The sequence below is a fragment of the Rhodoplanes azumiensis genome (assembly GCF_042682915.1).
In the GTDB taxonomy this organism is placed as follows: domain Bacteria; phylum Pseudomonadota; class Alphaproteobacteria; order Rhizobiales; family Xanthobacteraceae; genus Rhodoplanes; species Rhodoplanes azumiensis.
In genome coordinates this window covers 181,369-197,610 of the sequence record NZ_JBHUIW010000005.1, presented here as the reverse complement: position 1 = coordinate 197,610, position 16,242 = coordinate 181,369, and the positions used below count along the sequence as shown (strand labels likewise).

General features: G+C 69.2%; 13 protein-coding genes. 11 read left to right on the top strand and 2 right to left on the bottom strand.

The window, feature by feature from the left end; translation table 11 throughout:
- Positions 1 to 383: 383 nt before the first annotated feature.
- Positions 384 to 773, top strand: coding sequence for an H-NS histone family protein (locus ACFSOX_RS07275; RefSeq protein ID WP_378477132.1), 390 nt, complete (start codon positions 384 to 386; stop codon positions 771 to 773).
- A gap of 106 nt (positions 774 to 879) precedes the next feature.
- Here ACFSOX_RS07275 and ACFSOX_RS07270 read toward each other — a convergent pair whose 3' ends face one another.
- Together ACFSOX_RS07270 and ACFSOX_RS07265 are read right to left on the bottom strand one after the other, a co-directional pair.
- The gene (locus ACFSOX_RS07270) at positions 880 to 1,587 is read right to left on the bottom strand and encodes a class I SAM-dependent methyltransferase (RefSeq protein WP_378477131.1); all 708 of its coding nucleotides are present in this window, start codon (positions 1,585 to 1,587) and stop codon (positions 880 to 882) included.
- Between the two features lies 1 nt (position 1,588).
- Positions 1,589 to 2,731, bottom strand: a complete 1,143-nt coding sequence (locus ACFSOX_RS07265) for a BtaA family protein (protein ID WP_378477130.1) — start codon at positions 2,729 to 2,731, stop codon at positions 1,589 to 1,591.
- A 516-nt stretch (positions 2,732 to 3,247) separates the two neighbouring features.
- On the opposite strand from ACFSOX_RS07265, the gene ACFSOX_RS07260 reads away from it, so the two are divergent.
- The 10 genes from ACFSOX_RS07260 (at position 3,248) to ACFSOX_RS07215 (ending at position 16,211) form a co-directional block, all read left to right on the top strand.
- Positions 3,248 to 5,293, top strand: coding sequence for an AGE family epimerase/isomerase (locus tag ACFSOX_RS07260; RefSeq protein WP_378477129.1), 2,046 nt, complete (start codon positions 3,248 to 3,250; stop codon positions 5,291 to 5,293).
- 60 nt (positions 5,294 to 5,353) lie between these two features.
- Complete coding sequence (locus ACFSOX_RS07255) at positions 5,354 to 6,901, top strand: type 1 glutamine amidotransferase domain-containing protein (RefSeq protein WP_378477128.1); 1,548 nt, start codon at positions 5,354 to 5,356, stop codon at positions 6,899 to 6,901.
- Between the two features lie 225 nt (positions 6,902 to 7,126).
- Entirely contained in the window at positions 7,127 to 7,825 is a 699-nt protein-coding gene (locus tag ACFSOX_RS07250) for an EthD domain-containing protein (RefSeq protein ID WP_378477127.1), read from the top strand.
- 202 nt (positions 7,826 to 8,027) lie between these two features.
- A complete protein-coding gene (locus tag ACFSOX_RS07245) occupies positions 8,028 to 10,460 on the top strand; it encodes an alpha-amylase family glycosyl hydrolase (protein WP_378477126.1) in 2,433 nt (810 codons plus the stop codon).
- 326 nt (positions 10,461 to 10,786) lie between these two features.
- Positions 10,787 to 11,122, top strand: coding sequence for a chaperone NapD (locus tag ACFSOX_RS07240; RefSeq protein WP_378477125.1), 336 nt, complete (start codon positions 10,787 to 10,789; stop codon positions 11,120 to 11,122).
- A complete protein-coding gene (locus ACFSOX_RS07235; RefSeq protein WP_378477124.1) occupies positions 11,119 to 11,400 on the top strand; it encodes a chaperone NapD in 282 nt (93 codons plus the stop codon). Before ACFSOX_RS07240 ends, ACFSOX_RS07235 begins: the two co-directional genes overlap by 4 nt.
- Before the next feature lie 2 nt (positions 11,401 to 11,402).
- Positions 11,403 to 13,922, top strand: a complete 2,520-nt coding sequence (gene napA / locus ACFSOX_RS07230) for a nitrate reductase catalytic subunit NapA (protein WP_378477123.1) — start codon at positions 11,403 to 11,405, stop codon at positions 13,920 to 13,922.
- 42 nt (positions 13,923 to 13,964) lie between these two features.
- Positions 13,965 to 14,720: a ferredoxin-type protein NapG gene (napG, locus tag ACFSOX_RS07225; protein ID WP_378477122.1), complete on the top strand. Its 756-nt coding sequence runs from the start codon at positions 13,965 to 13,967 to the stop codon at positions 14,718 to 14,720.
- Positions 14,717 to 15,697 (top strand): quinol dehydrogenase ferredoxin subunit NapH, encoded by a 981-nt coding sequence (gene napH, locus ACFSOX_RS07220; protein ID WP_378477121.1) that lies wholly within the window; start codon positions 14,717 to 14,719, stop codon positions 15,695 to 15,697. Before napG ends, napH begins: the two co-directional genes overlap by 4 nt.
- A gap of 28 nt (positions 15,698 to 15,725) precedes the next feature.
- Positions 15,726 to 16,211: a nitrate reductase cytochrome c-type subunit gene (locus tag ACFSOX_RS07215; RefSeq protein WP_378477120.1), complete on the top strand. Its 486-nt coding sequence runs from the start codon at positions 15,726 to 15,728 to the stop codon at positions 16,209 to 16,211.
- Positions 16,212 to 16,242 lie beyond the last annotated feature (31 nt).

Sequence of the window (16,242 nt, the reverse complement as noted above, 5' to 3'; positions counted from 1 at the left end):
TTTTCAGCGGCGAGGTTTCCGAAGTGTTTCTCGCGCGTTTCCCCTTGCGGATGAGGCTAATTCTAATACAATCAGGTTTGTTTTGTGGCGTTTCGGGTCGATTTTGCGGCCGGGTCGGCGGATAGGTGCGAGGCGAGGCCCGGCCTCTACAAACCACCAGTAAGTATGTTCGTGTGGCGCAATTTTTTCGCGGCTATTCAAATACAGTTTTTCACTTGCGATACAGTCATGCACGTGAGAAGAGCCTCATTCATATCCCGCCTGCCGGTTAGTTCGCCGACCGGACCGAGATCGATCGCGCCGATATCGATCGTGACGAGGTGGCCCGTCACGAGGCCGGCTTTCGGAAGAAAACGTCACCTCCATTTCGGGAGAGTCGAACAATGGCTAATGTGAATCTCAAGGCCATGGACGTCGATGCGTTGCTCGCCTTGCGGGGCGAGATCGACGACACCCTGGAAGAGCGCAGCCGCGAGCTGAAGAAGCAGCTCAGCGCGCTGGAGACGGCCCGCGGTCGTCCGGCCCGCGGCGCGTCGGCCGGCGGTCGGTCGAGCGCCCTGAAGGGCGTCAAGGTGGCGCCGAAGTATCGCGGCCCCAACGGCGAGACCTGGGCCGGCCGTGGCGCGCATCCGAAGTGGCTTGCGGCGCTGCTCGCCGAGGGTCATTCGCTCGACGAGTTCTCGATCGAGGGCGCCCACGCGGCCGCGGTCGAGGAGGTCGCCGAGAAGCCGGCCCGCAAGGGGGGGGCCCGCGGCCGTCGCAAGCACGGCTGAGCGGCCGGCAGCCCCCGTCGCGATCAGGGCGCAGCGGCGATCCCGCCGCGGCGCCGAGCCTTCTCTTCGACGATCGGATGCGCGGCCGCAGGGGCGAGCGACGTCGTCAGCCGGCGATCCGCAGGCGGGCGCATTGTGCGTAGCCCCTGAACGGACGCTCCACCGTCAACGCCGCCCCGAGCGCTTGCGCCCGCGCGGCGAGACGCATCTCCAGATGATCTCGCGGCGTGACGTGAAACAGCGCCAGCCAGGCCCGCAGCGCGGTCCGCACGCCGCCGGGCAGGTGCTCCTGGCCGCCGAAGTCGACGATCTGCAGTTCGCCGCCCGGCGCCACCAGCCCGAGCGCGCGGTCGAGCGCGCCGTGCCAATCGGGAATCATCGACAGCGTGTAGGAGAAGTAGACGCGCTCGAACCGCGGCACGCCGAACACGGCGGCCGGGTCGAGCGTGACGGCGTCGGCCTGCGCGATCTGGATCCGCCCGCCGAGGCCGGCGCGGGCGATCGCCTCCGCGGCGCTCGTCAGCATTTCGGTCGACACGTCGACGCCGAAGAACCGGGCCTGCGGCCAGCGTCGCGCCGCCTGCACGAGGTTGCGCCCGGTGCCGCAGCCGATCTCCAGGACGCGGTCGCCGGGCCGCGGGGCGAGCCGTTCGATCAGGTCGTCGCGGCCGAGCAGATAGAATTTGCGCGTCGCGTCGTAGAGGTGCCGTTGCCGGCGGTACATCCGGTTCATCCGGGCCATGGTATCGTCGGCCCGGTTGCCGGCCGAGTCGGCGCGGTCGTCGGCGGCGCGATCGTCGACCCGTCCCGTCATCTCAGCCGGCATCGTCGAGCACGTAGAGATGGAAGCCGCCGTAGATGGCGGAGCGGTCGCGCGTCGTGAAGCCGCGCGAGGCGTCGGCCTCGTAGCGCCAGCGCGACAGGATCGTGTCGTCGAGACGGCCGGGCAGCAGGCTCGGCTCGGCGGCGGTGCGGAAGATCACCCGGGCGCCCGGCTTCGCCGTGCGGGTGATCTCGCTCCACAACGCGTCGAGCTGGGCGTCGGTCATCCAGTCCTGGGCGTCGAGCAGCACGTAGCGGTCGACCGACTGCGCCGGCTGTGCCGCCAGATGCTCGGTCATCGAGGCGTTGACCACGGCGACGCGGTTCGCCCTCGCGCTCACGGCGGCGAAATTGTCGCGCTCCAGATAGGGCGGCACCGGCGCGTGGTCGCCGTCGCCGTAACGGCGCCCGAAGGCCTGCCAGGCGAAATAGTTCTGGTCGAGGTCGAAGCCGCAGGTCAGGCGCTCGACCCGGCTGCGCAGCACCGCCGCCATGTCGCCGCCGCCCGCCGCGGCGAGAGCCGCGTACTGGGCCGGCGGGATGCCGAGGCCATAGAGCGCCACCGGCCGGTCGACGGCCCACCGCACGAAGCGCTTGTCGAACAGCGGCGCCAGCAGCGTCTGGAACAGCTCGAGCTGCTCCGCGCGCGAGCGCGCCGCCAGGACGCGGCGGAGGTCGACGCCGTAGAGGCGCGCCACGGCGTGGCCGAGCCCGATGAAGTGGCCGAGCAGACCGTGCTTGTAGACGTTGCGGGCGAACAGCGAGATGCGGCGCCGGCCGAGCCCGAAGGCGCCGCGGCCCTCCCAATAGGCACGGGTCGCCGCATCGAGGCGCGGCGCCAGATGGTTCCAATAGGCGTCGACATTGGCCGCCGCGTCGGCCGTGCCGAAGAACTGATAGAAGGCTCGCCACGACGGCAGATGCCGGGCCGCGGCGAGCTTCAGCCGCACCAGGGCGACATGCGCCGTGTTGACGTCGACGGCGGTGATTCGCGCCGGATTGGCGGTCAGGTAGGACAACACGTTGCAGCCGCCCGACGCGATCGCCACGACGTGATGGTCGGGCGCGATCTGGAGGGCCGCCATGTCGACCGCCGGATCCTCCCAGATCTGAGGATAGACCAGGCCCCGGAACATCCAGGCGAAGACGATTTCGGCGAAGCCCTGGCGGGACAGGGCGGGAGTGCGACGGACGGCGGCGCTGACGCCGCATCGGACCTTCGACGGCGAGGAGATCACACCGGGCCTCGATGACTGCGATGAAAGGGATGCGTCCAAAACGCCGCGCTACGAACGGTCGCGGTCGAACAACGGCGTGTGTATCGAGCCGCCGGTGACGCCTTCATGACAGTATGACGGGCCGCAGGGGACAGCCGCCTTCTCGCGGCGCGCCGACCGTCTGCCGAACCGCCGCCACTCGCCCGCGAAGTCGTGATCGGCGCGCTTGCAGTCTCAGGTTGCATATAGGAACTATATCTCCTATTAGTTGCGTCGCCGATTTCGCCGCGCCTGCGGTGGTGCGCCCGTCGATCGGCAGCGGGCGAGACAAAACCGGGCTGTTCCACGACCGCGCCGTCACCAGCGCGCGACCCGCGTCGCCCGCCAGGTTCGCCGCGTCGCCGAGAACCGGCCGAGCGACCAGGGAGGGTGCCGATGCGGCAGAACTTCACCCAGACCGTCACGATCGCCGGAACGGTTCGGGCGATCGACGAGGCGACCGGCAGCTTCACGATTCAGGCCCGCAGCGGCGACCAGTTCACGGCCTTCGTGGGGGTGACGACGAGCTATCAGGTGGTCACCAATCTCGACCAGATCTCGCGCGATCGCGTTCCCGATCCGGCCGCCGATCCACCTGGCACGGACGTGCAGATGGCGTTGCGCAAGTACATCCAGCGCGACCGGCCCGTCTTCGTCGCCGGGCTCTATCAGGAGGACGGCGACCGCGCCCGCTTCGAGGCGCGCACCGTCTATCTCCTGCATTCGGCCCCGGACCGTTACCTGTTCGAGGAGACCCACTGGTGGCTCGTGCAGGTCACCCAGATGGCGGACCGCATTCTCGACCATCTGTTCGACGAGCGGCGCAACTACACGATCGACGACTTCGCCAAGTTCTACCGCACCAACCTCAACATCCTGGGCCAGCCGGTCGACGACGACGTGCAGGAATGCGCGGTGCTGTCGCGCCTCCTCTACGACCTCTCGACCGCGTTCCTGATCACCGGCGCGGAGCGCTACTTCCTCGCGGCGCAGGCGGCCGTGAAGTATCTGCGCGAGGCGTTCCGCTCGTCGAGCCACGACGGCGAATACTGCTTCTGGGCCTATGGCCGCCGCCGCCATACCGAGGGCGAGAAGGGCGAAAGCCTGTTCTTCGCCTCGCAGGGGCCGGACGACGTCGGCACCATCCCGCTCTACGAGCAGATCTACGCGATCGCGGGGCTCACCCAGTACTACCGCATCACGCTGGACACCGAGGTGCTGGAGGACATCCGCCGCACCATCCAGAGCTTCCAGGCCTTCTATTGGGATCCGCCGAGCGCCACCGCCAAGGGTTTCGCCGGCAAGGGGGGCTACTACTCGCATCTCGACCCGGTGACGATGCGACCGGACACGCCGGCGCTCGGCGAGAACTGCCGGCGCAAGAACTGGAACTCGATCGGCGACCACATCCCGGCCTATCTGGTGAACTTGATTCTCACGCTCGAGCCGCTGCCGGGCGGCAGCGCGCGCCCCTACCTGGCCGATCTCCTCAAGACCGCCGTCGCCATCCTGGAGGAGACGACCACGCTGATCGTGGAGAAGTTTCCCGACCCGAGCTCGAAATACGTGAAGGAGCGCTTCCACGACGACTGGACCCCCGACCTCACCTATCGCTGGCAGCAGGACCGCGCCGTCGTCGGCCACAACCTGAAGATCGCCTGGAACCTGACCCGCTGCGCCAACTACTTCCACATGCGCAGCGCTCGCCACCGCGCCATGGGCCACCAGACGCAGGCGGTCGCCGACGACAATCACGCCAAGCGGCTCCTCCAGGTCGCCCGCAAGCTCGGCGACGACATGGCGACGGTCGGCCTCGACGCGGTGCGCGGCGGCATCTTCGACTGCGTCGAGCGCCACCCGAGCGGCGGCATGCCGATCCAGTTCGCCTGGGGCGCCACCAAGGACTTCTGGCAGCAGGAGCAGGGCGTGCTCGCCTATCTGATCCTGCACGGCGCCACGGTGGGGGACAGCAATTATCTGCAGCTCGCCCGCGAATGCGCGGCGTTCTGGAACTTGTTCTTCCTGGATCGCGAGCGGCAGGGCTATTACTTCCGCACCACCGAGAACGGGCTGCCCATCCTCGACGGCCAGTACGGCATGAAGAGCAGCCATGCGATCGGCTATCACGCCTTCGAGCTCGCCTATCTGGCGCATGTCTACATCCGCACCTTCGTCGATGCGGGGAACGGCGCCGACAACGGCTTCTGTCTCTACTTCCGCATTCGTCCGTCATCCAGCATGACGACCATCAACGTCCTGCCCGACTTCATGCCGCCGGGGCGACTGTCGATCGAGCGCGTGGTCGTCAACGGCATCGACATGACGGCGCAGCTCAAGCCCGCGAACCCTGACGACTTCCAGATCTCGCTCGCCAACCTCTCGGGCGCGCAGGACGGCGGGGCGATCGCGCTCGTCGTGCAGTTCGCGGCGATCGCCAATTGACCGTCCGACGGGTCGCACGTCGTTCCGAACGTCGTCACGCACGCCGAACAGGAGACCGTCATGTCGAACGCTCCGCTCGCCGGGAAGAAGATCGCTGTCCTGGTCGAGTCGCAGTACATCCCCGGCGAGATTCGCCTCTATCGCGAACGCTTCGCGTCCTACGGCGCGACCGTCGAGCTGGTGTCCCGGCTGTGGGGCCAGCCGACCGCACGCTTCTACTCGACCACCGAGCCGGGCGTGATCGATCACCTGGAATGGCTGGACGTCGACAAGGACGTCGATCAGGTGGCGCCCGAGGACTACGCCGCCGTGATCGTCTCGGCCAACTACGCCAGCGTGCGGCTGCGCTGGAGCGAGCGCGACGACGTGACGGGCGCCAATGCGGCCGAGGTGGCACGCAGCGTTCCGGCGGCGCGCTTCTTCCGCCGTGCCATGCAGAACAAGGCCATCGTCAAGGGCGCCGCGTGCCACGGCCTGTGGTTGCTCACGCCGGCGCCCGACCTGCTCGCCGGCCGCAAGGTGATCTGCAACAAGGTGGTGCTCGCCGACGTGATCAACGCCGGTGCCCTCTACACGCCCTGCGTGCCCGGCACGCCGGAGAAGGATCAAGTGGTGGTCGACGGCGACCTCGTCACCAACGCGTCGTGGCACGCGACCGAGGCCTTCGTCGACGCGATCAAGGACGCGATCCTGGCCGGCCCGCCGCCGGCCGTGGCCGCGCCGCTGCCGGCGCTGCCGGAGCCGCGCGGAAAGCGGCATGTGCTGGTGATGCTCTCGGAGTGGGGCTATTGGGGCGAGGAACTGATCGGACCGCTCGAGGAGTTCGATCGCGAAGGGTACACGGTCGATTTCTGCACGCCGACCGGCAAGCGGCCGAACGCGATTCCCGTCAGCATGGATCCGGACTTCTTCGATCCGCCGTTGCAGCGCCCGGTGACGTCGGCCGAGATGGCCGCCAAGGTGCGGCGCTACGACGATCCGTCGACGCCCGAGGGCGCCCGCCTGCAACACCCGATCTCGCTCGCCGCCTGGTTCCCCGAGCGGCCCTACTATTCGGCGCCCGCCTTCGTGCGGCTGCTCGAAGCCTACAACCGTTCCCTGGAGGCGGCGCGGGCGAGCATCGCGCGCTACGACGCGGTGCTGCTGGTCGGCGGCTCCGGACCGGTGGTCGACATGGTCAACAACCAGCGCGTCCACGACGTGATCCTGGCGTTCCTCGCCGCCGGCAAGCCGATCGCGGCGGAGTGCTACGGCGTCGCCTGCCTCGCCTTCGCGCGCGACATGAACATCCGCAAGAGCATCATCTGGGGCAAGCACGTCACCGGGCACTGCCTCGAATACGACTACAAGGACGGCACCGCCTTCGTGAAGGCGCGAAACACTTTCCTCGACTTCAACATGGGGCCGCCGCCCTATCCGCTGGAGTTCATCCTGCGCGACGCGACCGGCCCGGACGGCGGCTTCCACGGCAATTTCGGTCATCCGACCAGCGTGCTGGTCGATTGGCCCTTCGTCACCGGCCGCTCGACGCCGGACAGCGCGCTCACCGGCCGCAAGCTGATCGAGGTTCTGGACGGCGACCCGCCGTTGCGGCGCTGGGGGTGGTGAGGAGGAGATGCCCGCGCGGTCACGTCGCCCGTGCGTAACGTGCGCTCCGTCACCTCTCCCCAGCGGGGAGAGGTCGACGCGCGGAGCGCGTCGGGTGAGGGGGTGCCGAGGCCAGCGAACAGGCGCCGTAAGCCCTCACCCCGTTCGCGAGCTTCGCTCGCGCCAGACCCTCTTGTCGCGCAAACGCGCGACCCTCAGGGAGAGGGTCTAAGGCGAGGTCATCCCATGATCCACCAGTTCATCTTCGCGAGTCCCAAGCCCGGCCTGAGCGAGGCGGACTTCCAGCGCTATTGGGTCGAGGAGCACGCGGTGCGCTATGCGAGCCGCATCCCGCAGATCCGGAAATACAAGGTCGATACCCGCCTCGCGCGTCCTGGCGACACGGCCGAGCCCCTGTGGAGCGGCGTGGCTGAAATCTGGCTGGCGAACGAGACCGAACAGCTCGCCTCGTTGCAGTCGCCGGAGTTCATCGACGGTGCGCGCGCCGACGAGCCGCGCTGGGCGGCGTTCTGGCGCACGCTCGGGCTCGACACCACGGCGCATCTCCTGCTGCCCGGGCCGCCGGAGGCGCGCGACGCATCGCTCGTGCTGCTGTTGGTGCTGACAAAGCGGCGCGAGGGCCTGCCGCTCGGCGAATTCCGCCGCCACATGCTCGGGACACATGCGGCGCTGGCGACGGCGCTGCCGGGCGTGCGACGTTATCAGCAGGGCCATGTGCGCGATGGCGCCTACGCGGTCGGCGAGGCTCCGCTCGATTGCGTCGAGCAGTTCTGGTTCGACGATCCCGATGCGGTGACGACGGCCGAAGGCGCGATCGAGGGTGCGATGTTGGCCGCCGACTGGCGCCGCTGTGCCGAGCCGCGCTTCCTCCATCGCATGCTGGTGCGAGAGCACTGGATCATCGGGCCCGAGCCGCGGAGCTGACGGCACGGTCTTAACCTCTCCCCGCTTGCGGGGAGAGGTCGACGTTCGCGCGTTCAGCGCGGACGTCGGGTGAGGGGGGCGTCGCCGCGAGTCTCTGCCTTACGGAAGCGCTCCCTCACCCGACTCGGACCTTCGGTCCGAGCCACCTTCTCCCCGCGCGGCGGGGAGAGGGAAGAAGGGCGCCATGTCACTGGAGACCACGATGCCGATCCCCGTCCATTTCGAGTATCGCACCGGGCTGCGCCACATCGTGCTTCGCGACGTCAGGCTGGCGGGAAGCTGGGACGGCGCGGGCCGGCCGGCGGCGCAATGGACGAGCGTTCCGATGGAGCCGTTCGTCGCCGACGACGGCTGCCCGGCGTTTCGCGCCACCGTTCGGCTCGACGACGCGGCCGCCGGCCTGACGCTGCGCTGGAGCGTCACGACCGTGACGGAGGCCGGGACCGTCTCGGCGATGCCCACCGAGATCGGCGTCGCATCGTCCTCCGATCAGCATCGCGAATTCGTGCTCCGCGGGGCCGATCAGGTCGAACGCTACCATCTCACCCATTGCCGGCGGCTCGGCGCCAATCCGGTGCTCGGCGCCGACGGCACGCGGGTGCGCTTCGCCGTCTGGGCGCCGAACGCCCGCAATGTCGAGCTGGTGCGCGCGACGCTGTCCGGCCCCGACAACGAGAAGGGCGGCTACATCTTCGACGACGGGCGCGGTGTCGACTCGGCGACGGCCATGCGTCGCGACGACGACGGCATCTGGACGACGGTCGCGGCGGAGCTGCCGCACGGCGGCGACTACAAGGCCTACGACCACACGCTCTACATGTATCGCATCACCCGCGACGACGGCTCGATCGCCTATCGCACCGACCTGTTCTCGCGCTGCCAGATCGGCAGCGGCAACGTCGATCCGGCTCGCGGCCCGACCTGGTGCGGCTGCCGCAGGAGCCTCGACGGCACCAAGAGCTGCTCGGTCGTCGTCGATCCGGGCAACGTCACCAAGGCGTTCGAGTCCCGCGTGTTCCCGGAGACCGAATGGACGCCCGAGGAGGAGTTCTGGCGCGACGAGTTCGATCCGGACAACCCGGTGCCGCGCCGGCTCGACGATCTGATCATCTACGAGCTGCATGTCGACGGGCTCGCCGCCGGTCGCGGCCCGCGCGGAACCCTGAAGGACGCGATGGCGTTCCTGCCGTACCTGCGCCGGCTCGGCGTCAACGCGGTCGAGCTGATGCCGCTGGCCGAATACGAGGGCTGGGCGAGCTGGGGCTACGGCTCCTCTCACTACCTCGCCATCGAATACGCGGGCGGCGGACGTGATCAGTTCAAGTGGTTCGTGCGCGAATGCCACCGCCACGGCATCGCCGTGATCATGGACGTGGTCTACAACCACTACATCGCGGACGCCGAGCGGGCCGAATGGGCCTACGATTCGACCGCGCCCGAGCGCAACATCTGGTACTGGTACGAGGGGCGAACCTCGGACTACGCGCGGTCCGACGGCGGCTATATCGACAACATGTCGACCGGCTGGGCACCACGCTTCTGGGAGGAGAACGTCCGGAAGCTGTTCATCTCGTCGGCCGCCATGCTGGTCGACGAATTCCACGTCGACGGCTTCCGGGTCGATCAGACGACCTCGCTGCACGCCTATGCGGTGATCCATTCCGACGGGCGCCCCGCGGACCACGCCCGGATCTTCGGCCAGAAGTTCCTGCGGGAATGGACCCGCACGCTGCGGCTGGTGAGGCCGGACGTGATCCTGATCGCCGAGGATCATTCGGGCTGGCCGGCCGTGACCCAGCCGACGGCGGCCGGCGGGCTCGGCTTCGACGCCGCCTGGTATGCCGAGTTCTATCATCAGCTCGTCGGCGACGCGACCAACGACACGGCCCGCGCCCGGCTGCTGAAATTCGCCGGCTACGGCGACGACCGGCCGCTGAACATGACCTGGTTCGCCGGCACGATGGCGGCGAGCGCCCACGGCCATGTCGTCTATCACGAGTCGCACGACGAGGCCGGAAACTCGAGCTACGAGGAGAACGGCCGCAAGGTCTATTCGGCTCGGACCATCGTCACGGCGGTCGACGGCGCGCCGCTGATCGGGGCGACCCGGGACTTCGCCGAGGCGCGCACCCGCGTGATCGCGGCGCTCGGCCTGCTCGGCCCGGCCACGCCGATGTTCTTCATGGGCGAGGAGGTCGGCGCCCGCGAGCCGTATCGTTATGACGACTTCATCGCCCACCGCGAGGACTTCGAGGCGCTGGCGCAGGCCGAGGGGGCGCGGCTGTTCCGGTTTTATCAGGCCGTCATCGCGCTGCGCCGGCGCTCCGCCGCGTTGCGGTCGCACGCGCTCGACATTCTCCACGTCCACGACGCCAACCGGGTGCTCGCCTTCCGCCGCGCCGACGCCGGGCAGGAGCTCGTCGTCGTCGCGAGCCTGAACAACCACGCCTTCGCGGAGGGCTATCGTGTCCAGCATCCGCTGCTCGCCGACGGAACGTGGCGCGAGGCGCTGAACAGCGACGCCGCGGTGTTCGGCGGCGGCGGTCTCGTCGACGCCGAGCCGCTGACGAGCGCGCACGGCGCCCTCACGGTATCGCTCGCTGCCAACGCGGTCCTGGTGCTGGAGCGCATCTGACTCGGTCCGGCCTGCGAAAAGGCCGCGGCCCCCGGGCGGCGCCGGTCGCGGCCGCGCAGCGGTCCGACGGGCGTTCCCGGGGCGAGCCGCGGCCGGCGCCCGGCCCCGGCCGCGACCGGCGCCCACAGGAGGGATCCGCTGATCTCTCTGCCTGATCTGCCTGAAGGGTGCGCGCTCGAACGCACGAAAGGTGGGGAGGGACGGTCTTTCGGCGAGTTGATTGTCCGGGAGCAAGGATCGTTCCTTGGAATCTGCCTAATCAATGACCCGCTCACGTCCCCCGCGTGTGTCCCGCCCAGCCCTCCGCCCGGTCGAGACCGCACCGCATGCCCGACGTTCCGTCAGCCGCCGCCGCTGCGCTCGATCGCCGCCGTTTCCTCGGCGGTGCCTGGCGGGCCGGACCGGCCGAGCCGCCGCCGTTCTGTCCCACGGAGCATTCCCCCGCCCGGGTGCTGGTGCAGGCCGCGCCCGCCCGCCTCGATGCCGTCGCGGCCACCGTGGCGGCGATCGACGGCGTCCGTCTCGTCGACGTCCGGCCGCTCGGCCGGCTGACCGTCGCGATCGCGCCCGACACGGTCGCTGCGGCCATGGCGGCGCTCGCCGCCGTGCCCGGCGTGCTGACGGTGAGTGTCGTCGCCGCCGAACCCGAGGTGCACCCATGACCGACCGCGGCACGAATGTCTGCGGTGTCCTGGTCCACGCGGTTCCGTCGCGCGCCGACGATGTCGCGCAAGCCCTCCGGGCGATTCCCGGCAGCGAGCTGCACGCCGTGCTCGCCGGCGGCCGCCTCATCGTCACGCTCGAGGACACGGACCGGGCGACCGCGCTGTCCGGGCTCGAGACCATCCATCGCACGCCGGGCGTCGTCGCCGCGGCGCTCGTCTTTCACGGATTCGATCCGGACCGCAGCCCTGCGGATCCGCCCGTCATGGAGGCTTGAACATGTCCGAGCAGACGCGACGCGACACGATGAAGCTGGCCGCCGTGGCGGCCGCCGCGGCCGCCGCCGGCGTGACGCTCCCCGGGACGGCGGACGCGCAGGTCGCCCGCGGCGACGGCATCCGCTGGGACAAGGGCGTGTGCCGCTTCTGCGGCACCGGCTGCGGCGTGCTGGTCGGCGTCAAGGGCGGCAAGGTGGTGGCGACGCAGGGCGATCCGGACGCGCCGGTCAATCGCGGCCTCAACTGCATCAAGGGCTACTTCCTCTCCAAGATCATGTACGGCGAAGACCGCCTCACCCGGCCGCTGCTGCGCATGAAGAACGGCAAGTACGACAAGACCGGCGATTTCACGCCGGTGACGTGGGACCAGGCCTTCTCGATCATGGCCGAGAAGTGGAAGGCGGCGCTGAAGAAGAGCGGCCCCTCCGCGGTCGGCATGTTCGGCTCCGGCCAGTGGACCATCTGGGAGGGCTACGCGGCGGCCAAGCTCTACAAGGCGGGCTTCCGCTCCAACAATCTCGATCCCAACGCGCGCCACTGCATGGCCTCGGCGGTCGCTGGCTTCATGCGGACCTTCGGCATCGACGAGCCGATGGGCTGCTACGACGACCTCGAGCACGCCGACGGCTTCGTGTTGTGGGGCGCCAACATGGCCGAGATGCACCCGATCCTGTGGTCGCGCCTCACCGACCGGCGCCTCACCCACGACGGCTGCGAGGTGCACGTCCTCTCCACCTTCGAGCACCGCAGCTTCGAGCTCGCCGACAACGGCATGATTTTCGTGCCGCAGACCGATCTCGCGATCCTCAACTTCGTCGCCAACTGGATCATCCAGAACGGTGCCGTGAACCAGGACTTCGTCGGCAAGCACGTCGCCTTCGCCCACACCGTGGAGGACATCGGCTACGGGCTGCGGCCGACCGATCCGCGCGAGGTGGCGGCCAAGAACGCCTCGCACAAGGCGGGCCAAGGCGGCGCCATCGACCCGGCCGGCATGCGCGAGATCACGTTCGATCAGTACAAGGAGCAGGTGGCGAAATACACGCTCGACTATACGGCCAAGCTCTCCGGCGTCGAGCCCGACAAGCTGGTCAAGCTCGCCAGGCTCTATGCCGACCCGAAGAAGAAGGTCGTCTCCTACTGGACCATGGGCTTCAACCAGCACGCCCGCGGCACCTGGGTGAACAATCTCGTCTACAACATCCATCTGCTCACGGGGAAGATCTCGGAGCCCGGCAACGGCCCGTTCTCGCTCACCGGTCAGCCCTCCGCCTGCGGCACGGCGCGCGAGGTCGGCACCTTCGCGCATCGCCTGCCTGCCGACATGGTGGTGACGAGCCCGGCGCACCGCGCCGTCGCCGAGACGATCTGGCAGCTCCCCGAAGGCACAATCCCGGGCACGGTCGGCTATCACGCCGTCGTGCAGCACCGGATGCTCAAGGACGGCAAGCTCAACGCCTACTGGGTCCAGTGCACCAACAACATGCAGACCGCGCCGAACATGAACGGCGAGGGCCTGCCGGGCTACCGCAACCCGGACAACTTCGTCGTCGTCTCCGATCCGTACCCGACCGTGACGGCGCTCGCCGCCGATCTCATTCTCCCGACCGCGATGTGGATGGAGAAGGAGGGGGCCTACGGCAATGCCGAGCGGCGCGGCCAGTTCTGGCGCCAGCAGGTGAAGGCGCCGGGCGAGGCGCGCTCCGACCTCTGGCAGACCATCGAGTTCTCGAAATACTTCAAGGTCGAGGAGGTGTGGCCCGAGGAGCTGATCGCCAAGAAGCCGGAGCTGCGCGGCAAGACGCTGTTCGACGTGCTCTTCGCCAACGGCGCCGTGAACAAGTTCCCGCTCGCCGAGACGCAGCAGGGCTTCGACAACGACGAGTCCCGGGCGTTCGGCTTCTACGTCCAGAAGGGGCTGTTCGAGGAATACGCCGCCTTCGGCCGCGGCAAGGCGCACGACCTCGCGCCGTTCGACATCTATCACAAGGCGCGCGGCCTGCGTTGGCCCGTGGTCGACGGCAAGGAGACGCTGTGGCGCTTCCGCGAGGGCTACGACCCCTACGTCAAGGCCGGCGAGGGCGTGACGTTCTACGGCAAGCCGGACGGGCGGGCGCGCGTCATATTCTGCCCCTACGAGCCGGCCGCCGAGAGCCCGGACAAGGAGTTCGACATGTGGCTGTGCACCGGCCGCGTGCTGGAGCACTGGCACTCCGGCTCGATGACGCGCCGCGTGCCCGAGCTGCACCGCTCCTACCCGACCGCCCAGTTGTTCATGCATCCGGACGATGCGCAGAGCCGCGGGCTGCGGCGCGGCCAGTCCGTCAAGGTGATCACGCGCCGCGGCGAGGTGATCACGCGGGTGGAGACCCGTGGCCGCAACAAGATGCCGCCGGGGCTCGTGTTCATCCCGTTCTTCGACGAGGGCCAGCTGGTCAACAAGCTCACGCTGGACGCCACCTGCCCGATCTCCAAGGAGACCGATTTCAAGAAGGCGGCCTGCAAGGTGGTGCCGATCTGATCGGCCGCCCGCACCGTCGTTCCTGAACGTCCGAGCCTCGTCATGCCGACCGAGCCCGACCGCAAGACGCCGACCCGCCGCCGCTTCGTGCAGGCCACGCTGCGCACGGCGGTCGGGGCGGGCGCGTGCGGGCTCGGCCTCGCGGTTCTCTCCGGCCAGTCGCGCTCGCTGCCGGCCGACGCGCTGCGGCCGCCCGGCGCCTTGCCCGAGGCGAAGTTCCTGTCCGCCTGCGTGCGTTGCGGCCTGTGCGTGCGCGCCTGCCCCTACGACACGCTGAAGCTCGCCGATCTCGCGGCCGGTCCGGCCGGCGGAACGCCGTTCTTCAAGGCGCGAGGCATTCCGTGCGAGATGTGCGAGGACATTCCGTGCGTGAAGGCGTGCCCGACCGGCGCGCTCGACAAGAGCCTGGTCGACATCACGGCGGCCCGCATGGGCGTCGCCGTGATCGTGTCGCGCGACACCTGCCTCAATCTGCAGGGGCTGCGCTGCGACGTCTGCTACCGCGTCTGCCCCGTCATCGACAAGGCGATCACGCTGGAACAGACCCACAACCGGCGCACCGGCAAGCACGCCGTGTTCGAGCCGGTCGTCCACGCCGACGCCTGCACGGGCTGCGGCAAGTGCGAGAAGTCCTGCGTGCTCACCGAGGCGGCCATCAAGGTGCTGCCCGTGACGCTCGCGGTGGGCCGCCAGGACGAGCACTACCGTCGCGGCTGGGAGGAGAAGAAGAAGGCCGGCCGCGAGCTGGTGCCCGGCCTCATCGACCTGCCGGACCGCCTGCCGGAGCCGAAGCCATGAGTGCCAACACTCCGGCCGGCGCTCCGTCACGCCCCTCGTCGCCCGGCGCGGCCCGCGCCGCGGCGCGCGTTCCCGGCCGCGAGGCGCGCCGGCTTCACGGTGCCTGGACGGCGAACCGATATCTCGTCCTGCGCCGGCTGATCCAGCTCGGCGTGCTGGCGCTGTTCCTCTCAGGCCCGCTCGCCGGCCTATGGATCGCCAAGGGCACGCTCGCGGCGAGCCTCACGCTCGACGTGCTGCCGCTCACCGATCCCTTCGTCGTCGCGCAGTCGCTGGTCGCTCGCCACTGGCCGGAGACGACGGCGCTCACCGGCGTCGCGATCGTGATCGGCTTCTATCTGATCTTCGGCGGCCGCACCTTCTGCTCCTTCGTCTGCCCGGTGAACCCGGTCACGGACCTCGCCGCGTGGCTGCGCCGCCGGCTCGGCATCGAGAAAGGCTGGGCGATGCGGCGCGAGACGCGCTGGCTGGTCGCCCTCGCCGTCCTCGCCGCCTCTGCCGCCACGAGTACGGTCGCGTTCGAGCTGATCAATCCGGTGACGCTGATCTACCGCGCCGTCCTGTTCGGCACGCTGGCGGGCCTCCTGATCGTCGTCGCGATCTTCGTGTTCGATCTCGTCGTCGCGCGCGACGGCTGGTGCGGCCATGTCTGCCCGGTCGGCACCGCCTATGGGCTGATCGGCAAGGCGACGCTGCTGCGCGTCTCGGCGCGCGGCCGGGCGCGCTGCGACGACTGCCTCGACTGCTTCGCCGTCTGTCCCGAGAATCAGGTGATCGCGCCGGCGCTGCGCGGCCGCGACGACGCGACCCCGGTGATCCTCTCGGGCGACTGCACGGCGTGCGGGCGCTGCGTCGACGTCTGCCCGGAGCGCGTCTTCACGTTCACCCACCGCTTCGATCGGCGCGTGGATGCGGCCCTGCCGCCGTCACCGCCCGTCCCCGACGAACCCGCGCCGGCCGCGCTGGAGAAGGTCTGATCCGATGGCACATCGATGGAGGGCAACCATGGCCGAACCGCGAACCGGAGCCGGGCGCATCGCCCTGGTGGCGACACGTGTCGCGACGCTCGTCGCCCTTCTCGCCGCGACCGGGGGGATGGGGCTCGCGCAGGAGCGCACCTCGCTCAAGAGCCTGCGCGGCGACGTCGGGCTCGACGAGCTCGGCACGGTGCCGCCGGTGGTCAAGCAGGACACGCCCTCCGACGGCATGTTCGGCCGCGCCTATCGCCAGCAGCCGCCGCTGATCCCGCACCGAATCGAGACCTATCAGGTCAGCAAGGACTTCAACCAGTGCATGACCTGTCACGACTGGCCGGCCAACATCAAGGCGGGCGCCCCGAAGGTCTCCGAGACGCACTACAACGACCGCGAGGGCAACCGCCTCGACAAGATCGCGGGCACGCGGTTCTTCTGCACGCAGTGCCACGTGCCGCAGCTCGACGCCAAGCCGCTCGTCTCCAGCACCTTCCAGAACGCCACCGAAGTGAAGTGACGTCGCGCGATCGCCGGCGCGCGCCGACGCG